The 19,783-nt window shown below is 44.1% G+C and carries 17 protein-coding genes; 5 read left to right on the forward strand and 12 right to left on the reverse strand.

Annotated elements, in window-relative coordinates:
- Nucleotides 1–200 precede the first annotated feature (200 nt).
- Nucleotides 201–1,187: a beta-N-acetylhexosaminidase gene (gene nagZ, locus MKS89_RS03135; RefSeq protein ID WP_072961167.1), complete on the forward strand. Its 987-nt coding sequence runs from the start codon at nucleotides 201–203 to the stop codon at nucleotides 1,185–1,187.
- A 13-nt stretch (nucleotides 1,188–1,200) separates the two neighbouring features.
- Here the strand turns inward: nagZ and btsR are convergent, their stop codons facing one another.
- Together btsR and MKS89_RS03145 are read right to left on the reverse strand one after the other, a co-directional pair.
- Nucleotides 1,201–1,911, reverse strand: coding sequence for a two-component system response regulator BtsR (gene btsR / locus MKS89_RS03140; RefSeq protein WP_072961164.1), 711 nt, complete (start codon nucleotides 1,909–1,911; stop codon nucleotides 1,201–1,203).
- A gap of 23 nt (nucleotides 1,912–1,934) precedes the next feature.
- Complete coding sequence (locus MKS89_RS03145; RefSeq protein ID WP_072961364.1) at nucleotides 1,935–3,605, reverse strand: sensor histidine kinase; 1,671 nt, start codon at nucleotides 3,603–3,605, stop codon at nucleotides 1,935–1,937.
- A gap of 246 nt (nucleotides 3,606–3,851) precedes the next feature.
- Between MKS89_RS03145 and MKS89_RS03150 the strand changes: the two genes are divergently transcribed.
- Complete coding sequence (locus MKS89_RS03150; RefSeq protein WP_072961161.1) at nucleotides 3,852–4,919, forward strand: 3-deoxy-7-phosphoheptulonate synthase; 1,068 nt, start codon at nucleotides 3,852–3,854, stop codon at nucleotides 4,917–4,919.
- 11 nt (nucleotides 4,920–4,930) lie between these two features.
- Nucleotides 4,931–6,058, forward strand: a complete 1,128-nt coding sequence (gene tyrA, locus MKS89_RS03155) for a bifunctional chorismate mutase/prephenate dehydrogenase (protein ID WP_072961158.1) — start codon at nucleotides 4,931–4,933, stop codon at nucleotides 6,056–6,058.
- Nucleotides 6,059–6,163: 105 nt separating this feature from the next.
- Here tyrA and MKS89_RS03160 read toward each other — a convergent pair whose 3' ends face one another.
- Nucleotides 6,164–6,541: a PilZ domain-containing protein gene (locus tag MKS89_RS03160; protein WP_072961156.1), complete on the reverse strand. Its 378-nt coding sequence runs from the start codon at nucleotides 6,539–6,541 to the stop codon at nucleotides 6,164–6,166.
- A 113-nt stretch (nucleotides 6,542–6,654) separates the two neighbouring features.
- Nucleotides 6,655–8,322 carry an energy-dependent translational throttle protein EttA gene (ettA, locus tag MKS89_RS03165; protein ID WP_072961151.1) on the reverse strand — a complete coding sequence of 556 codons (1,668 nt, stop codon included), beginning with the start codon at nucleotides 8,320–8,322 and terminating at the stop codon, nucleotides 6,655–6,657.
- Nucleotides 8,323–8,516: 194 nt separating this feature from the next.
- Here ettA and MKS89_RS03170 point away from each other — a divergent pair, with 194 nt between their 5' ends.
- Nucleotides 8,517–10,517 carry a transglycosylase SLT domain-containing protein gene (locus tag MKS89_RS03170; protein WP_165614825.1) on the forward strand — a complete coding sequence of 667 codons (2,001 nt, stop codon included), beginning with the start codon at nucleotides 8,517–8,519 and terminating at the stop codon, nucleotides 10,515–10,517.
- Between the two features lie 59 nt (nucleotides 10,518–10,576).
- Nucleotides 10,577–10,876, forward strand: a complete 300-nt coding sequence (gene trpR / locus MKS89_RS03175) for a trp operon repressor (RefSeq protein ID WP_207521996.1) — start codon at nucleotides 10,577–10,579, stop codon at nucleotides 10,874–10,876.
- Between the two features lie 98 nt (nucleotides 10,877–10,974).
- Here the strand turns inward: trpR and MKS89_RS03180 are convergent, their stop codons facing one another.
- From MKS89_RS03180 to MKS89_RS03215, 8 genes are all read right to left on the reverse strand, one after another.
- Nucleotides 10,975–12,357: a class II fumarate hydratase gene (locus tag MKS89_RS03180; RefSeq protein WP_072961144.1), complete on the reverse strand. Its 1,383-nt coding sequence runs from the start codon at nucleotides 12,355–12,357 to the stop codon at nucleotides 10,975–10,977.
- A gap of 20 nt (nucleotides 12,358–12,377) precedes the next feature.
- Complete coding sequence (locus MKS89_RS03185; protein WP_072961141.1) at nucleotides 12,378–12,758, reverse strand: hypothetical protein; 381 nt, start codon at nucleotides 12,756–12,758, stop codon at nucleotides 12,378–12,380.
- Between the two features lie 74 nt (nucleotides 12,759–12,832).
- Nucleotides 12,833–13,384, reverse strand: a complete 552-nt coding sequence (yjjX, locus tag MKS89_RS03190; protein ID WP_373636448.1) for an inosine/xanthosine triphosphatase — start codon at nucleotides 13,382–13,384, stop codon at nucleotides 12,833–12,835.
- Nucleotides 13,384–15,708, reverse strand: a complete 2,325-nt coding sequence (locus MKS89_RS03195) for a putative bifunctional diguanylate cyclase/phosphodiesterase (protein WP_072961134.1) — start codon at nucleotides 15,706–15,708, stop codon at nucleotides 13,384–13,386. The genes yjjX and MKS89_RS03195 overlap by 1 nt, the downstream gene beginning before the upstream one ends.
- On the reverse strand, nucleotides 15,692–16,741 hold the full coding sequence (locus tag MKS89_RS03200; RefSeq protein WP_072961359.1) for a polyamine ABC transporter substrate-binding protein: 1,050 nt from the start codon (nucleotides 16,739–16,741) through the stop codon (nucleotides 15,692–15,694). The genes MKS89_RS03195 and MKS89_RS03200 overlap by 17 nt, the downstream gene beginning before the upstream one ends.
- A 178-nt stretch (nucleotides 16,742–16,919) precedes the next feature.
- On the reverse strand, nucleotides 16,920–18,095 hold the full coding sequence (pheA, locus tag MKS89_RS03205; protein WP_072961132.1) for a prephenate dehydratase: 1,176 nt from the start codon (nucleotides 18,093–18,095) through the stop codon (nucleotides 16,920–16,922).
- A gap of 224 nt (nucleotides 18,096–18,319) precedes the next feature.
- Nucleotides 18,320–18,649 (reverse strand): ribosome hibernation-promoting factor, HPF/YfiA family, encoded by a 330-nt coding sequence (gene hpf / locus MKS89_RS03210; RefSeq protein ID WP_072961130.1) that lies wholly within the window; start codon nucleotides 18,647–18,649, stop codon nucleotides 18,320–18,322.
- Nucleotides 18,650–19,018: 369 nt separating this feature from the next.
- The gene (locus MKS89_RS03215; protein WP_072961128.1) at nucleotides 19,019–19,747 is read right to left on the reverse strand and encodes an outer membrane protein assembly factor BamD; all 729 of its coding nucleotides are present in this window, start codon (nucleotides 19,745–19,747) and stop codon (nucleotides 19,019–19,021) included.
- Between the last annotated feature and the right edge of the window lie 36 nt (nucleotides 19,748–19,783).

The raw sequence follows: 19,783 nt of genomic DNA on the forward strand, positions 1-19,783 counted from the left end.
AACATCATTGCATTGTAATTGATTTTTGTCGCAGCACCACTGCGCATGCAAATCTTTGCTGAATGCTCTTTTTTATTTGTCCCTCAGCGTGTTAATCGCTTGGGGGAACGGGAGACTCTGGTATTGCGAATAGAACTGCATCCGAGCGTGGTTGTGTATATAATCGGCTCAAATCAATCATTCGGGTTCGGGAGATAGGTATGGGGCCGCTGTGGCTAGATATGGAAGGATGTGAGTTGAGTGCCGAAGAGAAAGAAATGTTGGCACATCCGACTGTCGGTGGCGTGATTTTGTTCGCCAGAAACTATTTCGATTCAAGGCAATTATTGGCTTTAACTCAGTCAATTCGCCAGTATGCAAAAAAGCCAATCCTGATTGGTGTCGATCAGGAAGGTGGTCGTGTTCAACGTTTTCAGGATGGATTCACCCGATTACCGGCTGCCGCAAGCTATGCGTGTTTCCCTGAGAGTGAACAGCTCGCGCAACTGGGTGGTTGGTTGATGGCCAGTGAACTGATTGCGCATGATATTGATTTAAGCTTTGCCCCGGTTCTCGATACGGGATTTTCCTGTCGGGCGATAGGGAATCGTGCTTTTGGTGAAGAGCGTGAGACGGTCATATCGATGAGTCAGGCATATATGCAAGGAATGAAGTCCGCTGGTATGGCAACGACGGGTAAACACTTTCCGGGGCATGGTGGTGTCGTGGAAGATTCACATAAAGAGACCCCATATGATCATCGTGAGGATATCTTTGAGACCGATATGCAGGTGTTTCAGCAGCATATTCAGGCAAATTTATTAGATGCGATGATGCCGGCTCATGTGATCTATTCTCATTACGATCAGCAGCCTGCAAGTGGTTCCACATTTTGGCTGAAGCAGATTTTGCGTCACAAACTTGGCTTTCATGGCATTATTTTTTCTGATGATTTGGCGATGGAAGGCGCCTCTGTCATGGGAGATGCGGTAGCTCGTTCCCATCAAGCTTTGGCTGCTGGGTGCGATATGTTACTGCTGTGTAATGATCGCGCTGCGTCTATCCGGGTTTTGGATCATCTACCGATTATGGCGGTGTCTGGTGCTGAATGCTTGCAAAAGCAGCGCGCGTTTAGTCCGGCTGAACTGAAAGCGACGCCGCAATGGAAACACGCAGTGGCAGCACTTGCACCACTGACGGAGCGGTAAGTCTTTGCTGCACTTAACTGATACCAAGCGTTTCTTTTAAGTTTTTCAGGTAGTGCCGACTGACAGGGACGGTATATCCCGAAATGGTCAGCACTTCTGCCAGACCATGATCGAGGAGTTTGATCTCCTGAATATTTTTCGGATGAATCAAATACTGACGATGACAGCGAAGCAGCGGGGTCTTTTCTTCCAAATGTTTTAGCGTGAGCTGGCTGGTGGCTTTTTTATCGCTGGTCTGGACATGAACCCCTGCCAGATCACTACTGACAAACTCAACCGCGTGTATTGGGATAATCACAATCCGGTTGAGTCCGGTGCAGGGGATCTGTTCCAGTGACTTGGGGATAATGGGAGAAAAATCCTGTCGTTGTATATCTCGCTTTAACCGTTGTAGGGTTTTGTGCAAACGTTGTTCATCAATAGGTTTGAGCAGATAGTCAAATGCGTTGTCTTCGAAGGCTTGGATTGCGTATTGGTCATAGGCGGTGACAAACACGACTCTCGGCATGGTTTCTTGATCGAGCATTGCCAATAGCTCGATACCAGAGAGTTGAGGCATTTGGATATCAAGAAAAACAACATCAGGTTTGAGCTGATTAATCTGTTTCAAGCCGTCAATCGCATTCGCAGCCTGACCGACGATTTTCAACGTCTCATCTTCTTCAAGCAGTTGGATCAGTTCTTTTCTGGCATGTATTTCATCATCAATAATCAGTACTCGCATTCAGATATTCTCTCAAAGGCATTTCAGGTTAGGTTTGGGAGTAAAAATTGCATTTTGGTCGATACATCCGGCTGGACGTCGGTTTGCAATTGTGATGAATGACCAAAGTAATTGATCAGGCGTTTCTCAACGATTTGCATACCCAGCCCATGTGTTTGATTCGGTGAAGCACGGTACAGACCGGCATTATCTTCAACCACGATGAGGTGTCCATGCACTGTTGGTTGGTTATAAATACGAATTTTACTCTGTCCAAGTAAATTGGAGGTGCCGTGCTTGATAGCATTCTCTACTAAAGGCTGGAGGGTAAATGTAGGCAAACGTCGTTCCATCAATGCGGAATCGATCTGAATCTCAATATCGAGGCGATCGCAAAAGCGGGCTTGCTCAATCATCAAGTAGGCATTCACATGGGCGAGTTCCTCTGCGAGGGTTATCGTTTCTATATTCTGCTTTAAGTTGCTGCGAAAAAAATGAGCCAGGTGTTGAATCAGTTCACGAGCTTGACCGGGATCGGTGCGAATGATCGCACTGATCGTATTCAAAGCATTAAAGAGAAAATGAGGGTTCACTTGTGCGTGAAGGAGTTTGATCTCTGCCTGAGCCAATAATGTTTTCTTTTGTTGATATTCACCGTGAAGGATTTGGCTCGACAATAGCTGTGCGATGCCGCCAGCCATTGACATATTAATGGATGAGAATAGTTTGCGCTTCTGTTCATAAAGTTTGATGGTTCCGATGACGCGATCATCGACACGGAGCGGAATGATCAACGCGGAGCCTAATTTACAGTCCGGTGACAGGGAACATTGATAGGGTCGCTCGTATCCGTCGAGATAGATAATTTCATTTTTTTCAATCGATTCCAGTGTTTTGGGCGATGAGATAGGAGTATTGGGATGATGATGATCATCACCGATACCAATGAAGGCGAGAATTTTTTCGCGATCTGTGATTGATACAGCACCGACATTGGTTTCCTCATAGACGATACGGGCTACCGGTCCTGCAGTTTTGGCGGTAAATTCTTCGGATAGTAGTCCGACGGAACGTTCAGCGATGTGTAATGCTTTGCGGGAAAAAGTTGCAGAATATTCTTCATAAATCGATTTTTTATCTTTGAGAATACTCATAAACAGTGCCGCTCCGACAGAGTTGGCAATAATCATCGGGGCGGCAATGGTACTGACCAATGAAAATGCTTGGTCATATGGTTTGGCAACCGATAAAATAATCAACATCTGAATCACTTCTGCGAACAGGGTAATCCCAAAGACTACGCCCGGATGAAACAAACGTTCCCGTTGGTATCTTCTCATCAGATAAGTATGCAGTAATCCGCCGATGAGTCCTTCGGTTGTGGTTGAAATCGCACAGGCTAAATCGGTAAATCCACCGAGTGTGTAACGATGAAGCCCACCGGTCAGACCAACGGCAAAACCGACAATCGGCCCGCCGAATAATCCACCCATGACGGCACCGATAGCTCGGGTATTTGCGATAGCATCATCGATCTGTAAGCCAAAGTAGGTTCCCAAAATACAAAATAACGAAAAAAGCACATAAATTGACAATCTGTGTTCTAAACGGGAAGAAATGTTCAGGAGTGGCAGAAATAGGGGCGTTTTACTGAGCATATAAGCAAGAACAAGGTAAACGCACATTTGTTGCAGCAGGGAAAGAATCACATCCATGGTCATACAGAACATCTTATAAACTGTTTGCTTATTCTAGGGGAAGCCACAGCAATAAAATACTCACCGAGCAGTGAATTGTGACGGAATAAGGGTGAAATGAGTTTGTAAAATAAAATTTACATTAAATGTTGTTATTATTTTACATTCACAATGGTCGTTTTTACTGGTAACTTAGGCCGTATATGTGATTTAATTCTCGTTAACAAAGAATAAAGTGTAAAATATTTTGTACAGGTGGCTACAATGAATGAACTCAACGATATTAATATAACTGACCAACAGGTTTTGATTACGCCGGAAGCACTGAAAGCGAAGCTGCCTCTGAGTGAGAAGGCACAGCAATTCATTCATCAGTCTCGTCAGACGATTGCTGACATTATTCATAAACGGGATCACCGTTTACTGGTTGTATGTGGTCCTTGTTCGATTCACGATCTGGATGCAGCCAAAGAGTATGCCATGCGTTTTAAAGCGTTAGCTGAAGCTGTCAGTGATCAGCTGTATTTAGTCATGCGGGTTTATTTTGAAAAACCACGGACAACCGTGGGTTGGAAAGGGTTGATCAATGACCCGCATATGGATGGTACATTTGATATTGAACACGGGTTACATATTGGTCGACAATTATTGGTCGAACTGGCAGAAATGGACATTCCGCTTGCGACGGAAGCGCTTGATCCGATCAGCCCTCAATATCTCTCTGACACATTTAGCTGGGCTGCTATCGGAGCAAGAACCACGGAGTCTCAGACTCACCGAGAAATGGCCAGTGGTCTTTCAATGCCTATCGGGTTCAAAAATGGTACAGATGGCAGTTTATCTACGGCAATCAATGCCATGCAGGCGGCTTCATCGAGTCACCGTTTCATGGGAATTAACGCCGAAGGTCAGGTCGCGTTGCTAACGACTCAAGGAAACTCAAACGGACATGTGATTCTGCGTGGTGGTAAGCAAACCAATTATGATTCAGTTTCTGTTGCTGAATGTGAAGCAGAAATGCACAATGCGAAACTTGACCCGGCATTGATGGTAGATTGTAGTCATGCGAACTCTCGTAAAGACTTCAGACGTCAACCGTTGGTTGCTGAAGATGTGATCCATCAGATCCGTGAGGGAAATCGCTCGATTATCGGATTGATGATCGAAAGTCATATTCATGAAGGAAACCAATCTTCTGATTTGCCTCGTGAGGAAATGCAGTACGGCGTCTCCATCACGGATGCATGTATCAGTTGGGAAGTGACTGATTCCTTGCTGCGTCGTGCGCATCAGGATCTGGTTCCATTCTTAGAGAAACGTTTGCAAGATTAAAGAGGTTGTTCATGTCAGTTGAGCTCAACGCGTTACGAGATCAGATAGATGAAGTCGATCAGCAGATGATCAAGCTGCTTGCCCGTCGTTTGGCGTTGGTTGAAAAAGTCGGTGAAGTGAAAAGTCAGCACGGTTTACCGATTTACGCCCCGGAACGTGAAGCAGCGATGCTGGCGGCACGTCGTGAAGAAGCTGAGAAACAGGGGGTTCCTGCTCAACTGATTGAAGATATTCTGCGCCGGACGATGCGTGAGTCTTATGCAAGTGAGAAAGATGCGGGCTTTAAGTGTTTGAATCCCGAATTGCGTCCGATTGTGATTGTCGGTGGGAATGGGCAGCTAGGTCGTTTATTTGCGCGGATGTTCCGTTTGTCCGGTTATACGGTAAAAATCCTCGGCAGTCAGGACTGGGATCATGCCGATGAACTCCTGCATGATGCGGGAATGGTGGTTGTGACGGTGCCGATTCATTTGACACTGGATGTCATATCGAAGCTCAAACACCTGCCTGAAGATTGTATTTTGTGCGATCTGACTTCGATCAAGTCTAAACCATTACAAGCCATGTTGGATGTGCATGCCGGCCCGGTTGTCGGATTACACCCGATGTTTGGTCCTGATGTGCCAAGCCTTGCGAAGCAGGTCGTGGTCTATTGTGACGGACGTGGTGCAGACAGTTATCAGTGGCTGCTCCAGCAGATCTCGATTTGGGGAGCCAGCTTGTGCCAGATTCGGGCTGAAGATCATGATCATGGGATGACATTGATTCAGGCGCTGAGACACTTTACATCTTATGTGTATGGCTTGCATTTATCGAAAGAAAACCCAGATCTGGAAAAACTCCTTCAGCTCAGTTCTCCGATTTACCGTCTGGAATTAGTGATGGTTGGACGTCTATTTGGTCAGGATCCGAACCTTTATGGTGACATCATCTTCTCTTCGGAAGAAAACATCGCCATGATTCGTCGTTTTTATCAGTGCTTTACTGAAGCGATGACCATCATTGATGAAAAAGAGAAAGGACGATTTATCGAGAGCTTTTCTAAAACCAGCCAATGGTTTGGCGATTACTCGCAGAAGTTTATGTCAGAGAGTCAGAGTTTGCTCAAACATGCCAATGATACGATTCATCGTGGGTAAATTTGCAGTCGTATTCTTCACTGAAAGCACTTAAAAAAGAGCGGGTTATCCGCTCTTTTTACATTGTCCTCTATATTATCCTCGATTTAGTCTGCACCAGACGTATCATTTGTCCTCGTCATCACCTAAATCCGTCAGGTGTTCGAGTTCTCGATGTAAGAGTGCGTCATTCCCCACATTCAGCTCAATCAGTCTTTTCAGGTGAGAAATACTTTCGACATCGATATAAGCAATACTCGCATGCAATGTATTGTTTTCCAAATTAACAATATTGGCTGTCATTTGAATCGAGATGTCACTTTCAGGGAGTGGGAATTCTATGTAAATCGGTTGTTGTGTATCGAGTCTCGATTCACCAAGGATGGAAAGCAGAATCCCGTGTAGTGATAGATCCTGAACTGTTGTTGCAATACGGACTGACCCTTGGGTCAGTAAAGCCGGAGCTCGGTAGATAATCCGTGAAAATCGACGTTTTTCTGCCATATCTCTGCCTCTGTATGTGGGAGGAGGGCGCTCTGTTGTGGCGAATGCACCGTGATCCGTCTTTTCCTGATAAAAAGGCCGCAATGGCGGCCTTTTTATATCAACAGAAAACACTATTTCGCAATACGCTTGTATTTAATGCGATGCGGTTCTGCCGCCTGAGCACCCAGTGTCTGTTTTAGCCATTCTGAGTATTCAGTATAGTTACCTTCGTAGAAGTTGACTTGCCCTTCATCACGGTAATCAAGAATATGTGTCGCAATTCTGTCAAGGAACCAACGGTCATGCGAAATAACCATGGCGCATCCCGGAAACTCTAACAACGCTTCTTCCAGCGCCCGGAGTGTTTCTACATCGAGATCGTTGGTTGGTTCGTCAAGCAGTAAGACGTTGCCGCCGGCTTTGAGTAGTTTTGCCAGATGAACGCGGTTACGTTCCCCTCCGGAGAGCTCTCCGATGACTTTTTGCTGATCCACACCTTTAAAATTAAAGCGAGAGCAATAAGCCCGCGCCGGAACCTCAAAGTTATTGATCCGGATGATATCGGCACCTTCAGAAATCTCCTGAAAGACCGTATTCTTATCATTCATACTGTCACGGAACTGATCAACCGAAGCAAGCTTCACGGTATCACCGATGTCGATGGTTCCGGAGTCAGGTTGTTCGGTGCCACTGAGCATCTTGAACAGTGTCGATTTCCCGGCACCGTTGGGACCAATGATGCCGACTATCGCACCTTTCGGCATGGAGAATGACAGATCATCAATTAACACTCTGCCATCGAATGACTTGGTGAGGTTTGCCACTTCAATGACTTTTTCACCTAAACGTTCACCCGGTGGGATAAACAGTTCATTGGTTTCATTGCGTTTTTGATGATCACCGCTCTGCAACTCTTCAAAACGAGCCATCCGGGCTTTCGATTTGGCCTGACGACCTTTCGGATTCTGACGAACCCATTCAAGCTCTTTCTCGATGGTTTTCTGGCGAGCTTTTTCCTGAGATGCTTCTTGCTTCAGACGCGCATCTTTCTGTTCCAGCCAAGAGGTATAATTCCCTTGCCATGGAATCCCTTCACCACGGTCAAGTTCCAGAATCCAGCCCGCAGCATTATCCAAGAAGTAACGGTCGTGGGTAATGGCGACCACGGTACCGCTATAATCGACTAAGAAATGCTCCAGCCAAGCAACGGATTCCGCATCCAAGTGGTTGGTTGGTTCGTCTAATAGCAGCATGTCTGGTTTTTCCAGTAGCAGACGGCAAATCGCCACTCGACGTCGCTCTCCACCAGAAAGGTTGCTGATTTTTGCATCCCATTCAGGCAGACGTAGTGCATCTGCGGCACGTTCCAGTATATTATCTAAATTATGGCCATCTTTTGCCTGAATTAAGGCTTCCAGATCCCCTTGCTCTTTGGCCAGCGCATCAAAATCTGCATCCGGTTCCGCATAAGCTGCGTAAACCGCATCGAGGCGCTCAAGGGCATTTTTGACATCAGAAACTGCTTCTTCAACAATTTCACGGACGGTTTTACTTTCGTCCAGTACGGGTTCTTGTGGCAGATAGCCGACATTTAATCCGGGTTGGGGACGTGCTTCGCCATCAATGTCTGTATCAATGCCAGCCATGATGCGCAGTAGCGTTGATTTCCCTGCACCATTGAGACCCAGAACACCAATTTTGGCACCAGGGAAAAAGCTTAGAGAGATATCTTTCAGGATTTGTCTTTTCGGGGGGACGACTTTACTCACCCGAGACATTGTATACACGTATTCAGCCATTACCGATCGTTCCTAACTGTTACTCGTAGACCAAAACGGCCATTTTATACTAATCAGATGACATTTGTTACTGACAGACATTTTTTTCATACAGACTTTGGGCGGGTCAGATGATTTGTGAAAAAATATGCAAATTGATGTTGTTTGAGATTTTTTGTTAATTTAGCCTCTCTCATGTAATAAATGAGGAAATTATGGCTAAAATGTTAAAAAGTCGTTTTAGAGGAGTCAGGCCGATTATATCGTTCATGAACGGGTCTTGGAGTCGTGTCATATTGCCGATTGTACTGGGTGTTTTTATCGGTAGTGGCTTCGTTTCACGTAGTTTTGCTCAAAGTGATTTGACACTTGCACAACAGCGCCAGCTGTACGAGCGTGCTCAGCTCTGGCTGGATCAACAAGAAGTCAAAAAATACCATCGTATTCGTGACCAGCTGTTGGATTATCCTCTAACACCTTACCTCGATTATCGTTCCATTTTAGTCAACATTGGTGATAAGCCGCCTCTGGTCATTAAAAATTTTATTGATAGTCATCGTAATTTCCCATTTGCCGGACGAATTAGTGCGCCTTATCTGGATGCGTTGGCTCAGCAAAAGAAGTGGTCGGTATTACTGACCTATCAAAAATCGACTCCCAAACAAGAAAAATATCGTTGCTATTACTATACCGCGATGTGGCATACCGGCAGAAAAAATCAAGCATATCAGGGAGCTGAGTCACTGTGGTTGAGTGGTGACAGCGTTGATGATGCGTGTGATTTCCTGTTTTCTCAGTGGCGCAAAACACGGTTTTTTACTGATCGGCAAGTGATCGACCGAATGTTTCTCGCTTTTGAACAGCGAAATTTTTCTCTGATGAAGTATTTGAATCGGCAGTTGAATACGGATCAAGCGCATGTTCAAGCGCAGCGATTGCTTGATGTATATCGTCATCCAAAGCGGGTACTGACACTCATGAATGAGAATGCATTGAGTGCCGATGATTCTAAAACTGCCTTTCTTGGGTTGAAAAAATGGGCAGCAGCGAAGCCGATTGCAGTGTATTCACTGATCGCGCAACATCAGTTGACGTTACTGACCGCTGAAGAACAGAATCATCTTGCGCTTTATGTCGCCAAGCAATTGCTGGATGAAACATCCGTATCCGGTATGACGAAGTGGCGGGATCAAATGATTGCAGAAAGTGGCGACATTCAGCTCATTGAACGGCGTATTCGTCAAGAAATCAGGCAGGGAGATTGGCATCATATTCATCGTTGGATTGGCTATTTGCCGGAATCGCTACAACGGTTGCCCCAATGGCAATTCTGGCTTGGTCGCAGCGAGATCGAATCGGGTAATGAAGCCGAAGGGATCAATAAATTAGCTGCGCTTACCGAGTTGCGAAGTTTTTATGGGGTCGCCGCGTCTGAAATTCTGCAACAGCCATTTGTCTATCGAACCAGTACTCTGAGCTATAACCCTGATTTGATTGAACCCTATCAAAAAGCGCTGGCTCGGATTGAGGAATTGATTGAGCGGGAAAAGATAGCGGCGTCTAAAAGTGAGTGGCATTGGTTACTTCAGCGTGTTTCAGTGGAAGAACGTGCGATGTTGGCACGCTATGCTGCAACTGCCCATTGGTATCATTTGGCTGTAGTTGCTTCGATTCAGGCCAAGCTGTGGGCAAACTTGGATCTGCGTTTTCCCAGAGCGTATCTCAAATGGTTTGAGTTTTTTGGTAATAAAAACAATGTTGATCCGATCTCATTGATGTCTTTGGCAAGGCAGGAAAGTGCAATGGATATTGAAGCGCATTCTCCGGTGGGAGCGAAGGGGTTGATGCAAATCATGCCATCTACGGCTCGCCATGTGGCCAAAAAATATCGATTGCAATATCACAATGCCAGTGATCTGTTTAATGTGGAAAAAAACATCGAGCTGGGCAGTCAGTACCTCCATGAATTGCTGGCGCGATATGATGGCAATCGAATTCTGGCCTTTGCTGCATATAATGCCGGGCCATATCGGGTTGATCAATGGCTGAAAGCCTCGGATGGTGAGTTGGATGTATATCGCTTCATCGAATCGATCCCTTTCTACGAAACGAGGGGATATGTACAAAATGTACTGATGTTTGAAAACTATTACCGCTATTTGATGGGAGTAAAAGGCGATTTTTTACAGCATATGGAAGTGGAGACAAAATATTGATTCCATTGGTCGGTAAAACCACTACAATGGATGAAGTGTATCAATCAACGAGTACAGCCATGTTACAGCAACCAAAATTTACTGATTGGCAGGCTTTATTAGATCTGCTGAGAGAAGCATCGAAACAGGATCGTTTGGCAATGGTGTTGACGATGATGATGAGCTCAGATGAGCGGGAAACGTTGGTTTCCAGAATCAATATATTTCATGAGTTACTCAAAGGTGATTTATCTCAGCGACAGATCAGTCAAATGCTGGGGGTTGGGGTCGCAACGATTACCAGAGGTTCGAACGAACTCAAATCATGTACTGAAGAGAATAAAGCAGCCTTGATGGCGCTGCTGCTTGGAGAGAATTAGCTCCCCGTCTCGAATCAAGCCGATTGATGTTGGCTGCCGGAATTCGGTCACGCCCCAATCGGCTTGTTTTTCGTGTCTCACTTGTGATTCCCGATGTGTTAGCCGATCCCGCCCTGAGTCAGTTTTTGTGGATCGAGGAGTTTTTCCAATTCTTCTTTACTGAGATCGGTTTCCTCAGCCGCGACATCAATGATTGCTCGTTGCTGTTGGTAAGCTTGTTTGGCGATTTTAGCCGCTTTGGAATAGCCGATGACCGGATTGAGTGCGGTGACTAAAATCGGATTCTTCGCTAAAGCAATATCCAAATTATCCTGACGAACCGTAAACGTAGCGATGGCTTTATCGGCTAACGCAGTGGCGCTGTTGGTCAGGAGTTCGATACTTTCCAGAATATTATGAGCAATGACAGGTAACATCACGTTGAGCTGAAAGTTACCGGCCTGTCCTGCAATGGTAATGGTTGCATCATTGCCGATGACCTGAGCCGCTGCCATTGCTGTGGCTTCCGGAATCACGGGATTGACCTTGCCGGGCATGATCGAAGAGCCGGGTTGTAGTGCTTGTAGTTCTATTTCTCCTAAACCTGCGAGTGGGCCTGAATTCATCCAACGCAGATCATTGGAAATTTTCATGAGTGCTACGGCGGTTGTTTTTAACTGTCCTGACAGAGCAACGATGGCATCCTGACTACTGAGGTTGAAAAAGAAATTTTCACTGCTGGCAAACTGAATCCCGGTTTTTTGAGATAAATGTTCAACAAAGGCTGCCGCAAAGCGAGGATCTGCGTTGATTCCCGTCCCTACAGCTGTACCACCTTGTCCTAAAGCTTTCACTGATGTGAGACTATGCTCAATGCCTTGAATCGCGTGTTGAATCTGATGAGCCCAGCCACTGAGTTCTTGGGCAAATGTAATCGGCATCGCATCCATTAAGTGCGTACGTCCTGTTTTGACATGATGACCAATCTCAGTACTTTTATGGTTGAGGGTTTCAACCAAGTGACTTAACGCAGGGAGTAGTTGTTGTTCGATCGAAAGGGCACTACTGATTTGGATGGCTGTCGGGACAACATCGTTGCTGCTTTGCCCCATGTTGATATGATCATTCGGATGAATCTGAGTGCCGAGAATCTGGGAAGCAAGTGTCGCAATCACCTCATTGGCGTTCATATTTGAACTGGTTCCGGATCCGGTCTGAAAAATATCAATCGGAAACTGTTCAAGGTGCTGCCCATCAATGATTTGTTGAGATGCGAGATGAATTGCGTTGGCAACGTCATCCGCTAGCAAGTCTAATTGGACATTGGTCTGTGCTGCCGCTTGTTTGATATAAGCTAAAGCCTGAATAAATCCACGAGGCATTGGTCGTTTACTGATGGAAAAATTATTCACAGCGCGTTGTGTTTGTGCCTGATAGAGGGCATCCGCAGGAACCAGCACTTCTCCCATACTGTCGGTTTCAGTTCTGAATGTTTGTTCCATGAGTTCACTCCTATATTTGATTAGTCGAGTATGGTCTGAATACTTCTTAATTGTTGTTGTAACGCCGTCAGTTTGGCATCGCCATTATTTAGCTGACGATAGTAACGTTTGAGTGTGAGGAGTGGAATGTGGATCGAATCGAGGCAGATTCGGCGAAAAATTCGGCTGTAAATGGGATCTTGAATTGCGTCCAAAAGATGAAAGAATACCTGCCGAAGAAACAATTCATAGAGCAGATCGTTTTCATCATGTGTCTCCGGACGGTAAAACGACGCGAGTAACAGGCCACTCTGAATATATTCCTGAATAGTTTCAGGCTCGAAACCCAGCACTTGATGATGTTGAATGAATCGATCCTGAGCTTTGAAAAAAGCGTTATATAAGTTCTCTTCTCGATGCATAGTCATCTCACTTTACGCCACATTATAATGATAATTATTATCATTATAATGTGGCGAATGCAAGTGCACTCTGCTTATCTGAAGCCATTCGGTACGAGGGGCAAGTTGTCAGGATAGAGTGTTGGATTGACAAAAGGTACTAGCGCCAAAATCAAAGCTTGGTGATAAACAGAGCTGCGAGTGAGAAGATGGTTGGTGAGTAACCCGATAGCACCACCCTGTTGTTTGATATTGGTGGTTTGAAACAGGTCGTCCATAATACTGCCGAGCTCGGTTTCGGCATTTAATTGCGTGATCACTTCAGGCGGAAGTGGCAGACTTGAAGAGCGTGATTCACCTCTTTTTTGTCCTGATTCGACGATCATCCATGCGTAAGTAAATTGTCCTTCTACACCTGCTTCCAGACCCACATAGAAATCAGCGTCCGGGGATTGCTTTCGTGCGTTGGCAACGCGGTTTAATGCGCCTAAACGTGTTTCTGAATCACTCATGGGTTGATCTGCAACGTTACTGGGAACGGATATACCGATCACTTGTGCTTCAACGGTCGGAAATACTTCCTGAAAGGCATTCTCTACAGCTTTGATTTTTACTGGGTTGAGTGATGCAACAATAATTCGGGTCATCATGCTGTTCCTTTTGATTGTTCTGCAAGTGTCGTCAGTTCCGTGATTGATAGTGGTTTACCGAAGTAATATCCCTGTAAATAATCACATTGGTATTTCTGCAGCCATTGATACATGCTTTCTGTTTCGATCCCTTCAGCGGTTACTTCCATATTTTGAGAGTGGCATAGGTCAATTAATAGCTTCACCACCTGATGCTTTTGAGTGGCAATTAAAGTATCAAGAAAATGACGATCTAATTTTATTTTTTGGACTGGATATTGAACTAACTGAGAAATCGATGTGTATCCTGAGCCAAAGTCATCGATCGTCAAATCAAACCCGAGTTTCGATAACTGGTGTAATAGTGGAAAACCCTGAGATTCCGCGGCGAATGTTTCAGTAATTTCAAACTCGACCAAATGGGATGGAATCTGATAAGTGTGCGCGAGAGATTCGACATATTCTGCCAATTGTAAGGAGTTTAGTTCTGCGGATGACAGGTTGATTGCAACTTTTTTCGGTTCATTCTGAATCTTTTGAAGTGTTGCGAACTCTGCAAAGGCCTTATGAATAACCCAACGGTCGATATCACCAAATAACCCGGTTTGCTCAGCAATAGGAATGAACTCGTCAGGAGAGATCTCTCCCAACTGGACCGATTCCCAGCGCAGTAAGACTTCAAATCCAGTGATGGTTTTTTCGGAGCAGGTAAAATAGGGCTGATAGACCAAACTAAACTCATCATCGAAAGCGCAGTTTCTCAGCGCTCGCTCAATATTCGCCCGGCGCTGGACGATTTTATCAAGTGCTTTTGAGTAGTGTGCAATCTGGTTCTTGCCTGCATTCTTTGCCTGATACATTGCTGTATCGGCATTGGACAGAAGTTTCTCAATATGTTGACCATCTTCCGGGAAGGTCGCAATCCCGATACTGGCGGTAATCGGAAAGTGTCCTATTGGCGAATGAATCCGGCTTTGTATTGGTTCTAATAGTTTTTGTGCAAACCTATCTGCAATTTCCGGTTGTTGAGTCGATGATTGAAGCAGAATGGCAAATTCATCTCCGGAAAGCCGCGCAGCCAGGCAATGCACTTGATAACTCTGATTAAAGTGTTGGCATAGTGTTTCGATATGATTGGCAAAATTAATCAGCAGGGAATCTCCGATTTGATGCCCATACTTATCATTGACATATTTGAAGTTGTCTAAATCAATATAGAGTGCCCAGACATATGTGTGAGCCTGAGCCAGAATAGCTTTCGCGTGACGTTGAAACTGATGTCGGTTCGCCAGATTAGTGAGGTGATCGTTTTCTGCCAATAACTTGGTTTGCTGGTAGGTCTTTTCCAGTTCGGTATACATCATATAAAAGCGTGATGATAAGCGTCCGATTTCATCGTTGCTCGACAGAACTTCAATATTTTTGCGCTGTCTATTTTCAACTTGCTGTAATTGATGATCCAGCCGGGTGATTGGGTTTATGACATGCCGATACAGCAGAAGCAATAACAGAGCAACGGTAAAAAATGCAGAGATATTAAACGCTAAGATTAATTCTTTCTGAATAGTATTGAGCTGTTGATTCAGAATCAATGGTGCCGGCGCCAACGTAGCGAACCAGCCGGGCTGAAGTTCAACGGTTTGAATCAGGTCTTCTTTTCGGGCTGATTGATTTTCCGAAGGTTGATGCGTGAAAAAAATGGCGGTTTGATTATCGTACTCGAGGACCTTTTTTAGATGATTGAAACGATCAAGCGTTGCGTAGACAAGCACAAAAAAGATTTCATTTTGATTATAACTCAGCGGTGTTTGCAGTGTTTTGGTATCTAAAACATCATAACGAATTAAGACATCTTCTCCTGATGAATTTTCATTATAGCCAACATAAGTTGGCTTTTTGCTCTGCTGGTAAACTTGCTCGGTGTCTTTGAGAAGTTTGGGATCCATTAAGGCAAAGGGATCATGGCTTGTGTCGGCGTAGTAAAGAACCTTATGCTGACTGTCCAAAATCGATAATGCGATAAACTGTTGCTGCTTGGGCTGAAGTACATAAATGGTATCATTCAGGTTATCAATCAGTTCAAGTTCTCGAAACGGATTTTGTTCATGGCTAATATAATGGCGAATAATATCGCTTTTAGCCAATGTGTAGGCATAGCTACTCACCAGCGTATTCGTCTGACGATAATAGCCTGCTAATTTTTCCATGTTGAGCTGTAGGTAGCTATTGGTACGTTTTATCAGTGCATCTTTTTGCATCACATAAATAATGTAATTTGATGCTGCGGCACTCAATAAAACAACAGGTGCGATGAGTAATAATATTCTATGGCTGAGTTTCATGTTGATTAATTAAACTGTTGATTATTTTAGAGCGAATATTTAAATTCAAGGGTGAAAGTTCCGTATCAATGATGATGTTCTTCATGTTCCTAATGGGTGGAAATATACTCTCATCATGAATAAAACTTGCTGGAAGTCGTTTGAGTGCTTCCATATTGGGTGTCGCTGCACCGATATCCAGCGCGTTTTGAGCTGCGACATCCGGCCGCATTAGATAATTCAGAAAATCTTTGGCCGCCTTTTTATTTTCTGAATTACGATTGATTGCCATACAATCTACCCAAATAAATATTGGACCTGCAGGTGTGATAAATTTCCAGTTGTTATTACTGAAATATCGATTGAGTGAATACTGATCGCCACTATACCCTAATGCCATGTAAAGATTGTCATTATCTTTGTGGTGGCTTCTCACGTAGCTGAGTGCATATTCATAAGTGATAATATTGGCGTTGAAACGTTCCATCGCATGATAAGCGGCTCTCAATTCAGGTAAAGAATCTGTTATCGGGGATAAGTGCTGTGCAAATAAGAAAGGTAATAATGTTTCAACACTGTCTTGTATCATGCCGATGTGCCCTTTAACCGCTAGTGGTGGATTCATAAATTCAGACCATGTCCGTGGTGGTGAAGGTATTTTATTTTCTCTATAGACAATCCCGACACTTCCCCAAAAATAAGGGATGGCATGAGTCCCACACACTTGATTCCAACGCGGATCGATATATCTACGGTTTTCTAGCGATGACAGATCTTCAAAAGCATCTTGGCGGGCAAAAATTTGCGCAGAAACATTATCTAAAACAATAATATCAAAAGGAAGTTGAAAACTTTTCAGCATAAGAAGGCTGCGTTCATCATCATTATCAAAATGGAACAGATGTAAAGGGATATTTAAATATTTACCCCACTGCGATATGACATGTTTTGATAGTGTATCTTCCCACAGATAAATATTAAGTTCTGAAGCCGTGACTGTTAAAGGAAAAGCCGCAAGGGTAATAATCAGTATTCTAACCAGTTTTTTTACCATCATGTATACGTTCGAACCTGACGTATGCCGATCCTAAAAATGAGATAGGCGCTATTTGCTACTTTATCTTGTATCTAAGATAACAATACGACAAAAGACTATGTTGAGGTGAGGAGATTCATTCTATGTTGTCGATGTCGTATTGTCAGCTTGACCAAGGCAGGAAATCACCCGTTTCTCAATATTGTTCCACTTGGGTCGGTTTTACATTTTCAATCGGGTAACATCCCAGCACTTTGAGGAATTTGGTTAAGCGGGTCAATTCTTCCAAAGCTTTCTGCATTTCGGGAGAGGCCAAATGTGCAGCTAAGTCAACATAGAACATCTCTTCCCAAGGATTGCCCATCACCGGTCTCGACTCCAGTTTAGTCATATTAATTCCCAGCTTTTGTAACACCTGAAGGGTTGAAACCAGAGCACCGGCTTCTTGGGATGTTGCCATAATGAGCGTTGTTTTGGCGGGGATCTGTAAGGAAACTTCGACCGATTTACGAGCCACGATAATAAAACGGGTATAATTCTCGGTTTGATTGGCTATATTGGTTTTGATCGGTTGTAACCCGTACAGTTTTCCGCTGGAAGCATTACCGATCGCGACAACATCATGACGATTCATCTCTTTGACTTTCTGCATGGCATCCGCGGTACTGATGCAAGATTCGAGTGTAGCATGACGCATATAGCCTAAAAATTCACTACACTGTTGCAGGGGTTGTGGATGAGAGTAAAGAACTTTAATTTCTTCCAGAGGAATGTCTTGCGTTGCCAACAGGCAATGCTCTATCGGTAAGGTTAATTCCCCGACAATGTGTAATGTTGTACGCTGGAGTAGGTCATACACTTCGTTGATTGACCCTGAACTGGTATTTTCTATTGGTAATACGCCGTAATCTGCATGGCCTGACTCAACCGCTTTGGTCACATCTTTGAACTGCTCACTATTCATCTCAATCAGTTCGACATTTTTCCGACTAAAATATTCACGCGTTGCCAAATGTGAGTAGGAACCTTTTGCCCCTAGGAAAGCGACGCGAGATGTCGGTTTTCTATGCACTGGGTTGGCTAAGTTCTGTAAATAGTTTTGTTGGAGTAATACTGAATCTTCAATGATGGTATAGAACACTTTGGTGATATAGGGCGCATCTAACTGGTATTTTTCTTTGCCATTATTGATCAGTTTCACCAGTAATTGCTGCTCTCTATCGGCATCGCGCACGGGTTTGGCTGTTTCCACCTTGCTTTTGGCAACTTCAATGCTCAATTTACGGCGTTCTGAAAGTAATTGAAGTAACTGATCGTCTAACTCGTTCAGTCTTAAGCGAATATCCTGCAAAGAGTACTTCTGAGACGTCATTAATATATCCTCATAAGAAAAGACCTCCGTACAGAGAGGAGGTCTCCATTTGTTATTTTATATGCGCAATGATTGTCATTTGATTCGGAGTTTCAGCGCTGATTCATCTGGTGAATCTAAAGTCGAAAATCGTAATTAGTCACACAATAAGCAAGGTGTCATAAGGCGTCAAGCAAAAAACAGCGCTGATTCAGCGCTGTTTGATATGAGAAATGATTTCTTTTTTACAAGGTTGTCGATGGGTCAATTTTATCTTTATCGGTACGTCTGGCTTCTGGTTTGTGTCTCAGTTTATTGAGCTGACGTTCTAGCTTCTGTTCGACTTCATTTACAGCGATATAGAGATCTTCGTGTGTAGCCGAGGCAACCAGTTGTCCTTTGGGAATCGAAATAATCGCTTCGAATTTTTTCTTTTTATCCGGCTCTTCTTGGAATGTGGTTTGACAGCCAATGATATCAACTTGCCATTTTTCCAGTTTTTTGATTTTCCCTTCGATATGCTCGCGGATTGCAGAGGTGACTTCAATATTTTTACCGATAATGTTTACATTCATAGATGATTCCTCTGTAGCTATCCCATCTGGATTACCTTCAGGTTACCTGTTTGATATGGAAAAAATGTGACACGCGTCACTTAAATGGGCGATGAATTCTGATGTGGAACCAAACGTGATCTGTCGCAAAGAGTCATCGCGAGAAAGTGAGAAAAGGGTTGAGAATATTTTACGTCACGCTAGATTAGAGGAAGGTTGAACTGAAAAATATTTGTTTTTTAGTGGTTTTTTTCAGCTTGATAAAAAACGTCAGTTAAAAAGTCATCAAATCGGTTGCTTAGTTAATTCGCATCTCCTTTCCAAAAAACGAATTGCTCCTCCCAAAATGAGAAAGAGCAATCTGTATTCGTCTGTTTTATTTATGTGTGTTTATTTGATGGGGTTTAATTTGATGAGTGTCTTCGTTCGCTTCACTGCGTCAGTTAACCCCAACTGTTGATAGGCTTGCAATTGTATTTGCAATGACTTTCTCGCAGCTTCAGTATTCGGGAAGGTCTTTTGTAGTTCCTGACAACGTCTGATCGCTGCAATCCATGCTTCCCTTCTCAAATAAAAATCTGCCGTCGCCAAGTCATAATTAGCCAGCCTGTTCTTCAGCGCCAAAAGGCGTTGATGAGCATCTTTGGCGTAAGGACTGTCTGGATAGCGCTCAAGTAATTTTTTAAAATCGGCAAAAGCTTCTTTCGCGGGCTCAGGATCGCGATCTGACCGATCAATATTAAACAGATCCTGCATAAAATTGGCATCTTGGGCGATATTGGTTAAGCCCCTCATATAGAGCACCCAATCGATTTTATCGTGCGTTGGATTTAAACGCATAAAGCGATCAATCGTTGCCAGACTCATGGCGAGCTGATCACTTTTATAATAAGCGTAGATCAGATCAAGCTGGACTTGTTTTGAATACGCTCCGAACGGATAACGTGAGTCCATGGCCTCCAATTTTTCAATTGCACTGGTCCAATTACCGTTTTGCAAAGAGACTTTGGCTTCTGAATAGAGCTGTGAAGGAGGGATATCGGGAACAACGTGTTCACTGCTGGAGCATCCCGCTAGAAGTGTCAGCGCAAGTAGACCTGATAAAGCTTGGTATTTCATGTCAGAAGTGGCTTCCTTTAATTCAAATAGTTCAGT

This window comes from Vibrio gazogenes (assembly GCF_023920225.1).
GTDB lineage: Bacteria > Pseudomonadota > Gammaproteobacteria > Enterobacterales > Vibrionaceae > Vibrio > Vibrio gazogenes.